We start from the raw sequence: 16,744 nt of genomic DNA, 5'->3' as shown, positions 1-16,744 counted from the left end.
ATGAATATCCTGCTGGTCGACGGTTACAACATGATTGGTGCCTGGCCGGAGTTGAAGGACCTGAGAGATCACGACCTCTCCGGTGCCCGGGACCTGCTTATCGGAATGCTTGCGGAGTATCAGTCCTACAGAGGGGAAAGGGTCATCGTGGTTTTTGATGCGTACCACGTCAGAGGAATGGAACGTAAGCAGCAGAGTGCCAAAATCGAAGTCATTTATACGAAAGAGAACGAAACGGCGGATGAGCGGATCGAGAAACTCGCCGGAGAGCTGAACGACGTACGGACGAAAGTGTACGTCGCTACTTCGGATTACGCCCAGCAACGGGTCATTTTCGCCCAGGGGGCCTACCGCATCTCTGCCCGGGAACTGTACATCGACATCGGAAATGCCCGTAAGTCAATCGAGGAAGATGTATCCGAACGAACAAAAAAAACAAAAGCTTCCAAAATCCAGCTGAAGGAAGAGGTGCGCGACGCTTTCGAAAAATGGAGACGGGGAAACCACTGAAACGCGTGTTGACGGGGAGTAAGCGCTTCCTATATAATATTCCTATATTTAGGAAGTGCGGTTTGAAAATCCTGATTCAATCTAGGAGGCAGAGGGACGGGCATGAAAACACTTCAATTGCAGGATCTGAATGATGAGCAGCTTCTTGCTCACATCACCCAGGGTAATAGTGAAGCTTTAAACTATCTGATCCAGAAATACAAAGGATTTGTCCGTGCAAAAGCGAGGACATACTTCCTCATCGGCGCTGACCGGGAGGACATCATCCAGGAGGGGATGATCGGTCTGTATAAAGCTATCCGTGATTACCAGGGGGACAAACTTTCCTCTTTCCGGGCGTTCGCGGAGCTTTGTATCACGAGGCAGATCATTACGGCCATCAAAGCCGCCACCCGTCAGAAACACATCCCGCTCAATTCATACGTATCCCTTGATAAACCTGTGTTCGACGAAGAATCGGACCGGACGCTTCTCGATGTGCTTATGGGGTCGCACGCGATTGATCCCGCAGAGATGATGATACATAGGGAACGATTTACGGATATAGAGAAAAGAATCGAAGAAGTGCTCAGCAAACTGGAGAAGGAAGTGCTCGCTCTGTACCTGGATGGGGATTCCTACCAGGAAATATCCGCGAAAATCAACCGTCACGTAAAATCGATCGATAACGCCCTTCAGCGTGTGAAGAAGAAAATGGAGAAATACACAGAAGCCGAAGAGTTAGCTCTTCAGGGGTAATTGACACTCTATTTTAACCGTGCTACATTAGTGAGAGTGACTAAAACCTCTTTATAAGGGGACGTTTATAGTGAGAAGAAAAATTGTTCTGGCTTGTAAGGAATGCTCCAGCCGAAACTATTCAACCGAAAAGAAGTCCGGCAGTAGTGAGGAACGGTTGACAGCGCGCAAGTTCTGCAGCAACTGCAACGAACATACGCTGCACCGGGAGACGAAGTAAGATGGAGTTTGGGGGTGTCACCGCATGTTTACATTTTTGAAAAACGTATCGCGCGAAATGAAAAAAGTCAGCTGGCCCACAGGTAATGAACTGATGCGCTATACGGTTACGGTTCTTGTGACCGTAGCTTTCATAGCTGTGTTCTTCGGTATTGTAGATTTTGGTATTTCCCAGGGTCTGGAACTGATCACAGGATAAAGGAAAATAAATTATGTATGGAAAACCCGTTCGGCGGGTTTTTTCCAGTTAAATCAAGAAGATAAGGGAGGGAAGGACAAAGCGCTTGTCCCCACCACATGGAAAAAAGATGGTATGTTGTCCACACTTACTCAGGATATGAGAATAAGGTTCGGACTAATTTAGAAAAACGTGTCGAGTCAATGGGTATGGAAGATAAGATCTTCCGTGTCATTGTTCCTGAAGAAGACGAAACGGAAATCAAAAACGGAAAGCGGAAAGTTACGAAGAAAAAGGTCTTCCCGGGATACGTGCTCGCAGAAATGGTTATGACGGACGATTCCTGGTACGTTGTTCGTAACACCCCCGGTGTAACAGGGTTCGTCGGGTCGACCGGCTCTGGATCGAAACCCATCCCTCTCCTGCCGGAAGAGGCGGAACGCGAGCTGAAGCGTATGGGAATGAAAGAACCGTCCAATGTGGAAGTGGACTTTGAACTGAACGAGCACGTGAAAGTCAACGATGGGCCGTTCGCCAATTTCACCGGTACGATCGAAAATCTCGACGTGGACAAACAGAAAGTGAAAGTCCACGTAAACATGTTCGGAAGGGAAACCCCGGTCGAACTCGAATTTTCCCAGATCGAGAAACTGACGGATTAATAAAATTCTTCTTGCAAAAAAACAGGAAGGATGATAAAATTTTTATGTTATTCGCGTGCCTCAAGTTAATGGGGGTTCATGGATAAAGAGTGGGAGGGGAAAACCCGTAACCACATCACGGACTTTAAGGAGGTGTGTCTCGTGGCTAAAAAAGTAGTAGATGTAGTTAAACTTCAAATTCCTGCAGGTAAAGCGAACCCAGCACCGCCAGTAGGTCCTGCGCTAGGTCAGGCTGGTATCAACATCATGGGATTCTGTAAGGAATTCAACGCTCGCACACAAGATGAAGCGGGTATGATCATTCCGGTAGAAATTACGGTATTTGAAGACCGTTCATTTACATTCGTAACGAAAACTCCGCCAGCTGCCGTTCTTCTTAAGAAAGCAGCAGGAATCGACTCCGGTTCCGGGGAGCCGAACCGTAACAAAGTAGGTTCTGTGAAACGCGATCAAATTCGCGAAATCGCAGAAACGAAAATGCCTGATCTTAACGCTTCTGACGTTGATTCTGCAATGCGTATGGTCGAAGGTACCGCGCGCAGTATGGGACTTTCTGTCGAAGACTGATCCCGGTCGGGTAAGCACTGATAAACACAGGTTGCGAGTGGAAGAGTCTCTTCTTTCGCAACCTTTATCGTGTTAAAAGAAAAACCTGTACCTGAACGTACAGGGGGCTTCTCCTTCTTCCTGCGGGAAGGGAGAGAGGTTTAACCGTGGGAGGTCTAACCGCTAAAACCACAACGAGGAGGAAAAGAAATGGCTAACAAATCAAAAAGACAACGTGAAATTGAAAAGCTCGTTGATACTTCGAACGCATATGAAACAAGTGAAGCTATCAGTCTTGTAAAACAGACTGCCAAAGCTAACTTTGATGAAACAGTAGAAGCTGCTTTTCGTCTGGGCGTAGACCCTAAAAAAGCAGACCAGCAAATCCGCGGGGCAATGGTATTGCCGCACGGTACCGGTAAAACACAACGTGTTCTCGTTTTCGCTAAAGGCGACAAAGCCAAAGAAGCGGAAGCGGCAGGTGCCGACTTTGTAGGAGAGCAGGATCTTATCAAAGACATCAACGGTGGTTGGTTCGACTTTGATGTAGTGGTAGCTACTCCTGACATGATGGCAGAAGTAGGGAAACTTGGTCGCGTACTTGGACCAAAAGGACTTATGCCTAACCCTAAAACCGGAACAGTTACATTCGAAATCGAAAAAGCTGTTCAGGAAATCAAAGCCGGTAAAGTAGAATACCGCGTTGATAAATCTGCGAACATCCACGTTCCAATCGGTAAAGCATCTTTCGACGAGTCGAAACTCAAAGAGAACTTCGATGCCCTTAGAGAAGAACTTCTTAAAGTGAAACCTCAGGCGACGAAAGGTATTTACATGAAGAACGCTGCTGTATCTGCAACTATGGGTCCTGGAATCAAGGTCGACATTTCCGGCTCTTCCAAGTAATTATTCCTTGACTTTCCGGTTCAGATCAGATATGATAATCGTTGTTATATAAATGTATACGTTGTACCGTAGACAGCAGGTGCGCCCCGGGCGCTTAATTTCCTGCCGAGGTGTTCGCTTATAAACAGGCAGGTTTTCCTGCCTTATGAGGAGCCTCCATGTCTCGGTGCATGGAGGCTTTTTCTTTGCACCGGACGGTATGATGGCAGTTTATTAGGAGGTGGAACAATGAGCAAAGTAATTGAGCAGAAACAGCAGGTCGTCTCTGAAATTGCTGATAAGTTCCGCAATAGCAAAGCTGCAGTACTTGTAGATTACCGCGGTTTGAACGTCGCGGCAGCAACAGAACTTCGTGCCCAGTTGCGCGAAGCAGGCGTTGACTTCAAAGTTTACAAGAACACGATGGTTCGTCGTGCAACTGCAGACACAGATCTTACAGAACTCGATGAGGTTCTTGTAGGTCCGACTGCTCTTGCGTTCAGTGAAGAGGACGTTGTAGCTCCTGCGAAAGTTTTGAACAACTTCGCTAAAGAGCACCCGGACCTCGAAATCAAAGGCGGCGTTGTCGAAGGTCAGGTGGCGACACTTGAACAGATTCAGGAACTTGCAACCCTTCCGGATTACGAAGGTCTTGTAGCTATGTTCTTGAGTGTACTGCAGGCGCCAGTGCGTAACCTTGCATATGCCACTCAGGCTATTGCTGATCAAAAAGAAGAAGAGAGTGCGTAAGTACTACTCAACATCTATATAAGGAGGAAATATCATGAGTAACGAACAAATTATCGAAGCAATCAAAGAAATGTCCGTTCTTGAACTAAACGACCTTGTAAAAGCAATCGAAGAAGAATTTGGTGTATCTGCAGCAGCTCCAGTAGCAGCAGCAGGCGCAGCAGGTGGCGAAGAAGCTGCTGAAGAGCAGACTGAATTCGACGTAGTTCTTGAAAACCCAGGAAGCTCCAAAATCAAAGTTGTTAAAGCGGTCCGCGAAGCAACTGGTCTTGGTCTTAAAGAAGCGAAAGACCTCGTTGATAACGCTCCTAAGCCTATCAAAGAAGGTATTGCTAAAGAAGACGCTGACGAGCTTAAAGCTACACTTGAAGAAGCAGGAGCTACAATCGAAGTTAAGTAATAAGTGCCCTGTGATGAAAGCCCGCTGTTTCCGGCGGGCTTTTATTTATCTCCGAATTTCTGCAGAGAGAGGGTGACTATATGACAGAACATTACTATTCCAGAAATACGTCTAAAAAAAGTGAGAGGAAAAAATGGAGCGTGACGCTGCAAGGAAAGTCATTCACGTTTTTTTCCGATCATGCTGTATTTTCCAAAGACGGCGTCGACTTCGGTTCCAGAACACTGGTGGAAACATTCACTTCCCCGGAAGTGGAGGGGAATATCCTGGATATCGGCTGCGGTTATGGCCCGATCGGCCTTGCGCTTGCATCTGACAGCCCGTCCCGCTCGGTAGTGATGGTGGACGTGAACGCACGGGCGCTGGAACTTGCAAAGGTCAATGCGGAAGAGAACGGTATAAATAATGTGGAAATCCTTGAAAGTGACGGTGCGGGAGCAGTGAAAGACCGCACGTTTGCAGCCGTTGTTACCAACCCTCCGATACGTGCCGGTAAGAAGACGGTCCACCGTATTTTTGAAGAGGCGGCACACGTGCTGAAGGAAGGCGGGGAATTATGGGTCGTAATCCAGAAGAAACAGGGGGCGCCCTCCGCAGAGACGAAATTGAAAGAGCTCTTCAAAGAAGTTCATCTGATCCGGAAAAATAAAGGGTACTACATTTTCAAAGCAAAAAAGGTTTGACCCGCATTTCGGTTTGTGATAGTATAATAAAATGCCGGTATAAAAGATGCGTGTCAAGTGTTTTTTTATTTTCCGGACAACTACAACTGAAAATGTATGTAAGGTATGAGGTTTTCGAAAGAAGTAGAGGAGGCAATTTACTTAGTAGTAAAAATACGTAGAAATTCTTAGGAACTATGCGTATGTCCCTTTTCTTAATAAGGGAAACCTTTTTTTCTTTTTTGTCTAACGTTAGAGAGAAATGAAGATAAACCATTCACACTTCGTGGATGTTTACTATATTTACTTGCCAAGATTTAAGTAAGCAAGTTTTTTCGGCATGTATATGCCTTGAAATTTGTTAATAATATGCTTGTTTGAGGGGTGAATCTGTTGACAGGTCAACTAGTTCAATATGGACGACACCGCCAGCGTAGAAGTTACGCGCGTATCAGTGAAGTTTTGGAATTGCCGAATCTTATCGAGATTCAAACAGCTTCGTATGATTGGTTCCTGGAGGAAGGTTTGAAGGAGATGTTCCAGGACATCTCTCCTGTAGAAGATTTTACGGGGAACCTGTCTCTTGAGTTTGTGGATTACAGTCTCGGAGAACCGAAGTATCCGGTGGATGAATCGAAGGATCGGGATGTGACGTATAACGCACCTCTTCGTGTGAAGGTTCGTCTGCACAATAAAGAAACCGGAGAAGTGAAAGAACAGGAAGTATTTATGGGAGATTTCCCGCTTATGACGGACACAGGTACTTTCATTATAAACGGTGCGGAACGTGTCATCGTTTCGCAGCTGGTCCGCTCCCCGAGTGTCTATTTCAACGCCAAAGTCGATAAGAACGGGAAGCGTGGCCACACTGCCACGGTTATTCCGAACCGCGGTGCATGGCTTGAATTTGAAACGGATGCGAAAGATGTAGCCCACGTGCGTATCGACCGTACCCGTAAGATGCCGATCACTGTATTGCTTCGTGCTCTCGGTTTCAGTAACGATGAGGAAATCATCGAGCTGCTCGGAGATAACGAATATTTGAGAAATACTCTTGAAAAAGACAATACGGAGAACAGTGAGAAGGCTCTTCTGGAAATTTACGAAAGACTTCGTCCCGGAGAGCCGCCGACAGTGGAAAATGCGAGAAACCTTCTCATTTCCAGGTTCTTCGATCCGAAACGATATGACTCGGCACGTGTCGGCCGTTACAAAATGAACAAGAAGCTTCATATTAAAGATCGTCTCTTCAATCAGGTGCTTGCGGAGACGCTTGTAGATGAAGAAACGGGAGAAGTTCTCGGTGAAAAAGGAGACAAAATCGACCGTCGCCTTCTGAACAGACTCATCCCTCACTTCGATAAAGAAGAGAATTCGCTCGCCGAAGAAGATCTCCAGCCTGCAGACGCAATTCTGGATGAGGACGTTAAGGTGCAATCTGTGAAGGTTGTGGATCCTACAGATCCGGAAGGTGAGAAATCGATCAACGTTATCGGTAATGCGAACGTGGATAAAGATGTGAAACACATCACTCCTGCCGATATCGTGTCATCCATCAGTTATTTCTTTAACCTTCTCCATAAAGTCGGTCATACAGATGATATCGACCATCTGGGTAACCGTCGTCTGCGCAGTGTCGGAGAGTTGCTGCAGAACCAGTTCCGTATCGGTCTTTCCCGTATGGAGCGTGTGATTCGTGAACGTATGTCCATCCAGGACACCTCTTCCATTACACCACAGCAGCTCATAAACATCAGACCGGTGATAGCTTCTATCAAGGAATTCTTCGGAAGTTCCCAGCTGTCCCAGTTCATGGACCAGACGAACCCGCTTGCCGAACTTACGCATAAGCGTCGTCTGTCCGCGCTTGGACCTGGTGGTCTGACACGTGAGCGTGCCGGTTTTGAAGTTCGTGACGTTCACTATTCCCACTACGGACGTATGTGTCCGATCGAAACGCCGGAAGGTCCGAACATCGGACTGATCAACTCGCTTTCAAGCTATGCGAAAGTGAACGAATTCGGCTTTATTGAGACGCCATATCGTCGTGTGGATCACGAAACCGGCAAAGTCACAGAATATATTGACTATTTGACGGCGGATGAGGAAGACAATTACGTAGTCGCTCAGGCGAACGCCATTCTGAATGAAGACGGTTCTTTTGCGGACCCTGAAGTTATCGCCCGTTTCCGTGGTGAGAACACGGCTGTGAGCCGTGACCGTCTCGACTATATGGACGTTTCGCCGAAGCAGGTTGTTTCTGCTGCGACTGCCTGTATTCCTTTCCTTGAGAACGATGACTCCAACCGTTCTCTTATGGGCGCCAACATGCAGCGTCAGGCAGTACCTCTCATCCAGCCGGATGCGCCTATTGTAGGTACCGGGATGGAATATGTGTCCGGTAAGGATTCAGGTGCATCGGTCATCAACCGTCACCCTGGTATCGTAGAACGGGTGGAAGCGAAAGAAGTACACGTACGCCGCATTTCCGAAGTGGACGGAAAAGAAGTGGAAGGCGATCTCGACAAATATCGTCTCCAGAAATTCATCCGCTCCAACCAGGGAAGCTGTTACAACCAGCGTCCGATCGTATCCAAAGGAGACCGTGTCAACAAAGGTGAAATTCTTGCCGACGGACCTTCCATGGACATGGGAGAACTGGCGCTCGGACAGAACCCGCTCGTGGCCTTTATGACCTGGGATGGTTATAACTACGAGGACGCCGTAATCATGAGTGAACGTCTCGTAAAAGACGACGTGTATACTTCAATCCATATCGAGGAATATGAATCGGAAGCCCGTGATACAAAACTCGGACCGGAAGAAATCACCCGCGATATTCCGAACGTAGGAGAAGAAGCTCTTCGTGATCTTGATGATCGCGGAATCATCCGCATAGGTGCAGAGGTTAGTGACGGAGATCTTCTCGTCGGCAAAGTGACGCCTAAAGGTGTTACTGAACTTTCCGCAGAAGAACGTCTCCTCCACGCTATTTTTGGAGAAAAAGCCCGTGAAGTACGGGACACTTCCCTGCGTGTGCCGCACGGTGCCGGTGGTATCGTCCTTGATGTGAAGATATTCAATCGTGAAGACGGTGATGAACTGTCTCCTGGTGTAAACCAGCTGATTCGCGTATATATCGCCCAGAAACGTAAGATTTCCGAAGGGGACAAAATGGCCGGGCGTCACGGTAACAAAGGTGTCATTTCAAAAATCCTTCCGGAAGAAGACATGCCTTTCATGCCTGATGGAACACCGGTGGACGTCATGCTCAACCCGCTTGGTGTACCGTCCCGTATGAACATCGGACAGGTGCTGGAACTGCATCTCGGTATGGCCGCCCGTCAGTTGGGTGAGCGTGTCGCATCCCCTGTTTTCGACGGGGCCCGTGAAGAAGATGTATGGGAAACACTCGAGGAAGCAGGACTTCCGCGCGACGCGAAAACGATTCTCTATGACGGACGTACCGGAGAACCGTTCGACAACCGTATCTCCGTAGGTGTGATGTATATGATCAAACTGTCTCACATGGTAGACGACAAACTTCACGCCCGTTCGACAGGACCTTATTCACTCGTAACCCAGCAGCCGCTTGGCGGTAAAGCGCAATTCGGCGGTCAGCGTTTCGGTGAAATGGAAGTATGGGCTCTGGAAGCATACGGCGCTGCTTATACCCTTCAGGAAATTCTGACAGTGAAGTCGGATGACGTCGTAGGACGTGTGAAGACGTATGAAGCGATCGTGAAAGGGGACAACGTCCCTGAACCCGGAGTGCCTGAATCCTTCAAGGTACTGATCAAGGAACTGCAGAGTCTCGGTATGGATGTGAAAATCCTTGCGGCCGACGAATCAGAAATTGAAATGCGAGATCTTGAAGAAGATCAGATTATCGAAACTGAAAAGCTGAACATGGAAAGCTAAGAGACGATAGCACAAAATGGCTTGGGGAAAACCTGGAGACTTTAAGGGAGGTAAGCCCTTTGATAGATGTAAATAATTTTGAATATATGAAGATTGGTTTAGCTTCATCCGATAAGATTCGTTCCTGGTCATACGGAGAAGTGAAGAAGCCGGAAACAATCAACTACAGGACGCTGAAACCTGAGAAGGACGGTCTTTTCTGTGAGCGTATTTTCGGTCCTCAGAAAGACTGGGAGTGTCACTGCGGAAAATACAAACGCGTCCGGTACAAGGGGATTGTCTGTGACCGTTGTGGAGTGGAAGTGACGAAATCGAAAGTACGCCGTGAGCGTATGGGGCACCTGGAACTTGCTGCCCCGATTTCTCACATCTGGTACTTCAAAGGAATTCCGAGCCGGATGGGGCTTGTGCTCGATATGTCCCCGAGGGCGCTGGAGGAGGTCATTTATTTTGCCTCTTACATCGTTACCGACCCGGGAGAAACGGGCCTTGAGAAGAAACAGCTTCTTTCCGAGAAGGAATACCGTTCGTACCGCGAGAAGTACAGAACCGGTTTTCATGCTGATATGGGAGCCGAAGCAATCCGTCTCCTTCTATATGATATAGATCTTGATGAAGAAGTGGGAACACTTAAAGAAGAATTGAAAACAGCTCAGGGGCAGCGACGCACAAGAGCGATTAAGCGCCTCGAAGTGCTGGAATCTTTCCGTAACTCAGGGAATGACCCTGCGTGGATGATTCTTGATGTTCTTCCGGTCATCCCTCCTGAACTTCGTCCGATGGTACAGCTGGATGGAGGCCGTTTTGCGACGTCCGACCTGAACGATCTGTATCGCCGGGTCATCAACCGTAACAACCGTCTGAAGCGTCTGCTCGATCTTGGAGCTCCGACTATTATCGTGCAAAACGAAAAACGTATGCTTCAGGAAGCAGTGGATGCGCTTATCGATAACGGTCGTCGCGGACGTCCGGTCACAGGTCCCGGTAACCGTCCTTTGAAATCTCTTTCTCACATGCTGAAAGGGAAACAGGGTCGTTTCCGTCAGAACCTGCTCGGAAAACGTGTCGACTATTCCGGTCGTTCCGTTATCATCGTAGGCCCGAGCCTGAAGATGTACCAGTGCGGACTTCCGAGAGAAATGGCGCTGGAACTGTTCAAACCGTTCGTTATGAAAGAGCTTGTCTCAAGAGGTCTTGCTCACAACATCAAATCGGCGAAACGTAAGATTGAACGGGTTCACGACGAAGTATGGGATGTACTCGAAGACGTCATCAAAGAACATCCGGTACTGTTGAACCGTGCACCTACACTTCACCGTCTGGGTATCCAGGCGTTCGAACCGACACTGGTTGAAGGACGGGCGATCCGCCTTCACCCGCTCGTTTGTACTGCTTATAACGCAGACTTCGACGGGGACCAGATGGCCGTGCACGTTCCGCTTTCTTCCGAGGCTCAGGCAGAAGCACGCATCCTGATGCTTGCCGCTCAGAACATCCTGAACCCGAAAGACGGAAAACCGGTCGTTACACCGTCCCAGGACATGGTACTCGGTAACTATTACCTTTCTCTCGAGAGAAAAGGCGCTATCGGTGAAGGAATGAGATTCAAGGATCTGAACGAAGCTCTTATGGCTTATCAGAATGGATATGTACACCTGCATACACGTGTAGCAGTACAGGCCAGTTCCCTTAAGAATGAAACTTTCACCGAAGAACAGAAGAATCAGATGCTGATTACGACTGTCGGGAAACTTATTTTCAACGACATGCTTCCGGCTTCGTTCCCTTATATGAACGAGCCGACTCAGAGTAACCTGGAAATTAAAACACCTGATCATTACTTCATCGACAAAGGCACGGATGTCCACGAAGATCTGAAACAGCGCGAGATCGTACCACCTTTCAAAAAAGGTATACTCGGTGATATCATCGCCGAAGTGTTCAAACGCTTCTCTATCAGTGAAACATCCCGTATGCTGGATGAGATGAAGGATCTCGGTTTCAAATATTCCACGAAAGCCGGTATTACTGTCGGTGTCTCCGACGTAGTAGTACTGAGTGACAAAGAAGAAATTCTTGATGAGGGACAGGAGAAAGTGGACAAAGTCTCCAAGCAGTTCCGTCGTGGTCTGATTACAGACACAGAACGTTATAACCGCGTCATTGAAATCTGGTCGCAGGCGAAAGATACCATTCAGGAACGTCTGATGGCGTCTCTCGATACTACCAACCCGATTTACATGATGAGTGATTCCGGAGCGCGTGGTAACGCATCCAACTTCACTCAGCTTGCCGGTATGCGTGGTCTTATGGCTAACCCGTCCGGACAGATCATCGAACTTCCGATCAAGTCCAGTTTCCGGGAAGGTCTTACTGTGCTTGAGTACTTTATTTCCACACACGGGGCACGTAAAGGTCTTGCGGACACCGCACTTAAGACTGCCGACTCCGGGTATCTCACCCGTCGTCTTGTAGACGTAGCCCAGGACGTAATTGTACGTGAAGATGATTGCGGAACGGACAGAGGACTGAACGTGTCTGCTCTTAAAGAAGGTTCCGAAGTCATCGAACCGCTCGTGGATCGTCTCGTTGGACGGACGTCATTCCAGAAAGTGACTCATCCGGAGACCGGAGAGGTACTTGCTGTACGTAACGGAATCATCTCTGAAGAAGCCGCGAAAACGATTGAAGATTCCGGTGTGGAAGAGGTGACTATCCGCTCGGCTTTCACTTGTAATACGAAACACGGCGTTTGTAAGAAGTGTTACGGTCGTAACCTGGCAACAGGTGACGAAGTGGAAGTCGGAGAGGCAGTAGGAATCATCGCTGCCCAGTCTATCGGTGAACCTGGTACGCAGCTTACTATGCGTACGTTCCACACAGGCGGGGTTGCCGGAGATGACATCACGCAGGGTCTTCCGCGTATCCAGGAGATTGTGGAAGCCCGTAATCCGAAAGGACAGGCGGTCATCTCAGAAATCGACGGTTCGGTGTATGACGTGAAAGAAGTTAAAGAGAAACTTGAAATCACTGTACAGGGAGCCGTAGAATCCCGGAGTTATACAGCTCCTTACGGGGCAAGAATGAAACTGAACGTCGGAGACGAAGTGAAATCCGGAGACGCTCTTACGGAAGGTTCCATCGATCCGAAAGAACTGCTTCAGGTGAGAGGTCTTGAAGGGGTGGAAGCTTACCTCCTTAAAGAAGTTCAGAAAGTGTACCGTATGCAAGGGGTGGAAATTTCCGATAAACACGTGGAAGTAATGGTCCGCCAGATGCTTCGTAAAGTACGCGTGCTGGATTCCGGTGATACAGACGTACTGCCGGGAACTCTCATGGAGATCCACCAGTTCAAAGAAGCCAACCAGCGTGTGCTTATGGAAGGCGGTCAGCCGGCAGTCGGCAGACCGGTCATCCTCGGTATTACGAAGGCTTCTCTTGAAACGGACAGCTTCCTTTCGGCTGCTTCCTTCCAGGAAACGACTCGTGTCCTGACCGATGCAGCAATCAAAGGAAAACGCGATGAACTGCTTGGTCTTAAAGAGAACGTTATTATCGGTAAACTTGTGCCTGCCGGTACCGGCATGAATCGTTATCGTACGATCCAGTCCGAACACGAGAACAAGAACCGGGAAGAGCAGGTTCAGGAAGAACCTACGCAAGCTTAAATACAAGGGTGACAGTAGGAAGCATCTTGAGAAAAAAACTCTGTGGAGTGTTGACACTCATAGTATAGGGTGGTAATATAATCAAGGTGCTTCCACAACCTTGTTACTTTGGAGGATATGCAATTGTCTTATGAAAAAGTAGCACAGGCTAAATCGAATTTAGTGATTGGAACAAAGCAGACCATCAAAGCGATTAAAGCCGGAACAGTGACTGAAGTGATAGTGGCAGCAGATGCCGATCCGGAAGTTACGGGAAAGGTGATCAAAATCGCCCGTCAATTTTCCGTTGACTACCATGAAGTTCCATCAGCAAAAGAACTCGGAAATGCCTGCGGAATTGATGTAGGCGCTGCAACAGTGGCTATTAAATGACAGGTTTTGGCGCGTGTCGCGCGAAAGCTTTGTTTTTTGCCTTTTTATGAACCACCTGGATGTGTGGTATTAAGAAACGAAGGGAGGATAACATCATGCCAACAATTAACCAACTCGTACGTAAAGGCCGTGTGAGTAAGAGTAAAAAGACTGACTCACCAGCACTTAACAAGGGGTATAACAGTTACAGAAAACGCATGACTGACGAGCCGGCTCCACAAAAACGTGGTGTATGTACCCGTGTCGGTACAATGACTCCGAAGAAACCGAACTCGGCTCTTCGTAAATATGCACGTGTGCGTTTGACTAACCAGCTCGAAGTGAATGCCTACATTCCTGGAATCGGGCACAACCTTCAGGAGCACAGTGTGGTACTTATCCGTGGCGGTCGTGTTAAAGACTTGCCAGGTGTGCGTTACCACGTTGTTCGCGGTGCGCTTGACACAGCATCGGTAGAAGGCCGCAGACAAGGTCGCTCCAAGTACGGTACGAAAAAACCTAAGCAGTAAAATAAAACGATCAACACTCGAAGGAAGGAGGGGGACATATGCCACGTAAAGGTCCAGTAGCTAAACGTGATGTGTTAGCCGACCCTATTTATGATTCCAAGCTAGTAACGCGTCTGATCAACCAGATTATGGTAGATGGTAAGCGCGGGAAAGCTCAGACTATTCTTTACAAAGCATTTGAACTCGTTCAGGAACGTAGCGGAAATGATGCAATGGAGGCTTTTGACGAAGCCATGAAGAACGTAATGCCAGTACTTGAAGTACGCGCCCGCCGCGTCGGTGGTTCCAACTACCAGGTACCGGTTGAAGTTCGTCCGGAGCGTCGTCAGGCACTGGGACTCCGTTTCCTAGTGAACTATGCGCGTCTACGCGGTGAGAAGACAATGCAGGAACGTCTGGCCAATGAAATTCTTGACGCAGCAAACAATACGGGTGCTGCCGTGAAACGCCGTGAAGAAATGCACAAGATGGCTGAAGCGAACAAAGCATTCGCTCACTATCGCTGGTAAGTACGAGAAACACAAATTCTTAATTAGGGAGGAGAAGGATTCATGCCTAGAGAGTTCTCCTTGGAAAATACTCGGAACATTGGCATCATGGCTCACATCGATGCCGGTAAAACGACAGCAACAGAACGTATCCTTTTCTACACGGGACGTATTCACAAAATCGGAGAAACGCACGAAGGTGCTTCTCAGATGGACTGGATGTCTCAGGAGCAGGAGCGTGGAATCACGATCACTTCTGCAGCAACAACAGCACAATGGAAAGGTCACCGTATCAACATCATCGATACACCGGGTCACGTAGACTTCACAGTTGAAGTGGAACGTTCCCTGCGTGTGCTGGACGGATCCATCGCTGTACTGGACGCCCAGTCCGGTGTAGAACCGCAGACAGAAACAGTATGGCGCCAGGCGACGACGTACGGCGTTCCACGTATCGTATTCATCAACAAGATGGATAAAGTAGGAGCAGATTTCATCTACTCCCTCGGAACCCTTCAGGAACGTCTCGGAGCTAACGCTGCGGCTGTTCAGCTTCCGATCGGTGCAGAAGATCACTTCGAAGGAATCATTGATCTGATCACAATGGAAGCCTTCTACTATCTGGATGATCTCGGAACGCGTGCAGAAGCCCGTGAGATCCCGGATGAGTATAAAGAACAGGCGGAAGAATACCGCGGTAAACTTATCGAGTCCGTTGCAGAACTTGATGAAGAGCTCATGATGAAGTATCTCGAAGGAGAAGAAATCAGCAACGATGAGCTTAAGAAAGCTATTCGTCAGGGTACTCTGGACGTTGAGTTCTATCCGGTATACTGCGGTTCCGCCTTTAAAAACAAAGGTGTCCAGCTGCTTGTCGACGGAGTTATCGACTACCTTCCATCTCCACTGGACGTACATGCCATCGAAGGCCATGTACCACAGACGGAAGAAGAAGTAGTACGTAGACCTGACGACAACGAGCCGTTCTCCGCACTTGCATTTAAAGTAGCGACAGACCCTTACGTCGGTAAACTTACTTTCTTCCGGGTCTACTCCGGTACGTTGAAATCGGGTTCATACGTGAAAAACTCCACGAAGGATAAGCGCGAGCGTGTAGGTCGTATCCTGCAGATGCACGCAAACTCCCGTGAAGAGATTTCACAAGTGTACGCCGGTGACATCGCCGGTGCCGTCGGACTTAAAGATACCGGAACAGGAGACACACTGTGTGATGAAAAGAATCTCGTTATTCTTGAAACCATGGAATTCCCTGAGCCGGTAATCGACGTAGCGATCGAGCCGAAATCGAAAGCTGACCAGGACAAAATGTCCATCGCTCTCGGTAAACTGGCGGAAGAAGATCCTACATTCCGTACGGAAACACATGAAGAAACCGGTCAGACGATCATCTCCGGTATGGGTGAACTTCACCTGGACATCATCGTTGACCGTCTGAAACGCGAATTCAAAGTGGATGCCGACATCGGTGCTCCACAGGTTGCCTATCGTGAAACATTCCGCGCTTCTGCGAATGTGGAAGGTAAATTCGTACGTCAGTCCGGCGGACGCGGTCAGTACGGACACGTATGGGTCACTATCGAGCCTAACGAAGAAGGTGCCGGTTTCGAATTCGTAAACAAAATCGTCGGTGGTGTAGTACCACGTGAATATATCCCTTCCGTTGAACAGGGACTCAGAGAATCAATGGAAAACGGTGTATTGGCCGGCTACCCGCTTGTCGACGTTAAAGCTACTCTTTTCGATGGAAGCTACCACGATGTAGACTCTAACGAAATGGCGTTTAAAGTAGCTGGGTCCATGGCGCTTAAAGAAGCGAAAGGTAAATGTCAGCCGGTACTTCTTGAGCCGATGATGAGAGTAGAAATCGTCATCCCTGAAGAGTACATGGGAGACATCATGGGTGACGTTACGTCACGTCGTGGCCGTGTAGACGGTATGGAAGCACGCGGACCGGCTCAGGTCGTAAACGCGTACGTACCGCTTTCCGAAATGTTCGGTTATGCGACTGCCCTTCGTTCCAACACGCAGGGCCGTGGAGCGTACACAATGCACTTTGATCACTATGCAGAAGTGCCGAAGAGCATTTCCGAAGAGATCATTAAGAAAAACGTCGGTGGTTAATTAATCTTATTGACGTTTAAAAGGAATAATTGTATGGTAAGCAGAGAAGAATTTGGTTTCTTCCCTGCTCCATCCAATACCTTTAAAAATACAT

16 protein-coding genes and 1 other annotated feature are annotated in these 16,744 nt (G+C 48.3%); all 16 genes read left to right on the top strand.

Annotated features, from left to right (window positions below):
* Positions 1–510, top strand: coding sequence for an NYN domain-containing protein (locus CKW00_RS10045; protein WP_095822446.1), 510 nt, complete (start codon positions 1–3; stop codon positions 508–510).
* A gap of 102 nt (positions 511–612) precedes the next feature.
* Positions 613–1,248 (top strand): RNA polymerase sporulation sigma factor SigH, encoded by a 636-nt coding sequence (sigH, locus tag CKW00_RS10040; RefSeq protein ID WP_008592487.1) that lies wholly within the window; start codon positions 613–615, stop codon positions 1,246–1,248.
* A gap of 70 nt (positions 1,249–1,318) precedes the next feature.
* Positions 1,319–1,468 carry a 50S ribosomal protein L33 gene (gene rpmG / locus CKW00_RS10035; protein WP_008592489.1) on the top strand — a complete coding sequence of 50 codons (150 nt, stop codon included), beginning with the start codon at positions 1,319–1,321 and terminating at the stop codon, positions 1,466–1,468.
* A 24-nt stretch (positions 1,469–1,492) separates the two neighbouring features.
* Complete coding sequence (secE, locus tag CKW00_RS10030; RefSeq protein WP_093108004.1) at positions 1,493–1,666, top strand: preprotein translocase subunit SecE; 174 nt, start codon at positions 1,493–1,495, stop codon at positions 1,664–1,666.
* A gap of 98 nt (positions 1,667–1,764) precedes the next feature.
* A complete protein-coding gene (nusG, locus tag CKW00_RS10025) occupies positions 1,765–2,307 on the top strand; it encodes a transcription termination/antitermination protein NusG (RefSeq protein WP_008592493.1) in 543 nt (180 codons plus the stop codon).
* A 141-nt stretch (positions 2,308–2,448) separates the two neighbouring features.
* Positions 2,449–2,874, top strand: a complete 426-nt coding sequence (rplK, locus tag CKW00_RS10020) for a 50S ribosomal protein L11 (protein WP_008592496.1) — start codon at positions 2,449–2,451, stop codon at positions 2,872–2,874.
* Between the two features lie 189 nt (positions 2,875–3,063).
* The gene (rplA, locus tag CKW00_RS10015; RefSeq protein ID WP_095822445.1) at positions 3,064–3,759 is read left to right on the top strand and encodes a 50S ribosomal protein L1; all 696 of its coding nucleotides are present in this window, start codon (positions 3,064–3,066) and stop codon (positions 3,757–3,759) included.
* Between the two features lie 48 nt (positions 3,760–3,807).
* Positions 3,808–3,952, top strand: a sequence feature (ribosomal protein L10 leader region).
* Positions 3,953–3,987: 35 nt separating this feature from the next.
* Complete coding sequence (gene rplJ, locus CKW00_RS10010) at positions 3,988–4,488, top strand: 50S ribosomal protein L10 (RefSeq protein WP_008592502.1); 501 nt, start codon at positions 3,988–3,990, stop codon at positions 4,486–4,488.
* A 34-nt stretch (positions 4,489–4,522) separates the two neighbouring features.
* Positions 4,523–4,888, top strand: coding sequence for a 50S ribosomal protein L7/L12 (gene rplL / locus CKW00_RS10005; RefSeq protein ID WP_008592503.1), 366 nt, complete (start codon positions 4,523–4,525; stop codon positions 4,886–4,888).
* Between the two features lie 80 nt (positions 4,889–4,968).
* Entirely contained in the window at positions 4,969–5,571 is a 603-nt protein-coding gene (locus CKW00_RS10000; RefSeq protein ID WP_095822444.1) for a class I SAM-dependent methyltransferase, read from the top strand.
* A gap of 372 nt (positions 5,572–5,943) precedes the next feature.
* Positions 5,944–9,471: a DNA-directed RNA polymerase subunit beta gene (gene rpoB, locus CKW00_RS09995; protein ID WP_095822443.1), complete on the top strand. Its 3,528-nt coding sequence runs from the start codon at positions 5,944–5,946 to the stop codon at positions 9,469–9,471.
* Between the two features lie 59 nt (positions 9,472–9,530).
* A complete protein-coding gene (gene rpoC / locus CKW00_RS09990; protein WP_095822442.1) occupies positions 9,531–13,139 on the top strand; it encodes a DNA-directed RNA polymerase subunit beta' in 3,609 nt (1,202 codons plus the stop codon).
* A 123-nt stretch (positions 13,140–13,262) separates the two neighbouring features.
* Positions 13,263–13,511, top strand: a complete 249-nt coding sequence (locus tag CKW00_RS09985; RefSeq protein ID WP_095822441.1) for a ribosomal L7Ae/L30e/S12e/Gadd45 family protein — start codon at positions 13,263–13,265, stop codon at positions 13,509–13,511.
* 95 nt (positions 13,512–13,606) lie between these two features.
* Positions 13,607–14,020, top strand: a complete 414-nt coding sequence (rpsL, locus tag CKW00_RS09980; RefSeq protein WP_095822440.1) for a 30S ribosomal protein S12 — start codon at positions 13,607–13,609, stop codon at positions 14,018–14,020.
* 38 nt (positions 14,021–14,058) lie between these two features.
* Positions 14,059–14,529 carry a 30S ribosomal protein S7 gene (gene rpsG, locus CKW00_RS09975; protein WP_093108010.1) on the top strand — a complete coding sequence of 157 codons (471 nt, stop codon included), beginning with the start codon at positions 14,059–14,061 and terminating at the stop codon, positions 14,527–14,529.
* A gap of 42 nt (positions 14,530–14,571) precedes the next feature.
* Positions 14,572–16,650, top strand: a complete 2,079-nt coding sequence (gene fusA, locus CKW00_RS09970; protein ID WP_095822439.1) for an elongation factor G — start codon at positions 14,572–14,574, stop codon at positions 16,648–16,650.
* The last annotated feature ends 94 nt before the right edge of the window (positions 16,651–16,744 follow it).

This window comes from Salimicrobium humidisoli, assembly GCF_002295105.1.
GTDB lineage: Bacteria > Bacillota > Bacilli > Bacillales > Halobacillaceae > Salimicrobium > Salimicrobium humidisoli.
The sequence above is the reverse complement of the archived record's forward strand: the minus strand, read 5'-3'. Positions and strand labels throughout refer to the sequence as shown.

What these genes read in the sequence shown, in the direction of transcription:
- sigH (WP_008592487.1), top strand. Translation starts at nt 613, where the DNA reads ATGAAAACACTTCAATTGCAGGATCTGAATGATGAGCAGCTTCTTGCT.
- CKW00_RS10000 (WP_095822444.1), top strand. Translation starts at nt 4,969, where the DNA reads ATGACAGAACATTACTATTCCAGAAATACGTCTAAAAAAAGTGAGAGG.
- rplL (WP_008592503.1), top strand. Translation starts at nt 4,523, where the DNA reads ATGAGTAACGAACAAATTATCGAAGCAATCAAAGAAATGTCCGTTCTT.
- rplJ (WP_008592502.1), top strand. Translation starts at nt 3,988, where the DNA reads ATGAGCAAAGTAATTGAGCAGAAACAGCAGGTCGTCTCTGAAATTGCT.
- nusG (WP_008592493.1), top strand. Translation starts at nt 1,765, where the DNA reads ATGGAAAAAAGATGGTATGTTGTCCACACTTACTCAGGATATGAGAAT.
- fusA (WP_095822439.1), top strand. Translation starts at nt 14,572, where the DNA reads ATGCCTAGAGAGTTCTCCTTGGAAAATACTCGGAACATTGGCATCATG.
- rpsG (WP_093108010.1), top strand. Translation starts at nt 14,059, where the DNA reads ATGCCACGTAAAGGTCCAGTAGCTAAACGTGATGTGTTAGCCGACCCT.
- secE (WP_093108004.1), top strand. Translation starts at nt 1,493, where the DNA reads ATGTTTACATTTTTGAAAAACGTATCGCGCGAAATGAAAAAAGTCAGC.
- rpsL (WP_095822440.1), top strand. Translation starts at nt 13,607, where the DNA reads ATGCCAACAATTAACCAACTCGTACGTAAAGGCCGTGTGAGTAAGAGT.
- CKW00_RS10045 (WP_095822446.1), top strand. Translation starts at nt 1, where the DNA reads ATGAATATCCTGCTGGTCGACGGTTACAACATGATTGGTGCCTGGCCG.
- rplA (WP_095822445.1), top strand. Translation starts at nt 3,064, where the DNA reads ATGGCTAACAAATCAAAAAGACAACGTGAAATTGAAAAGCTCGTTGAT.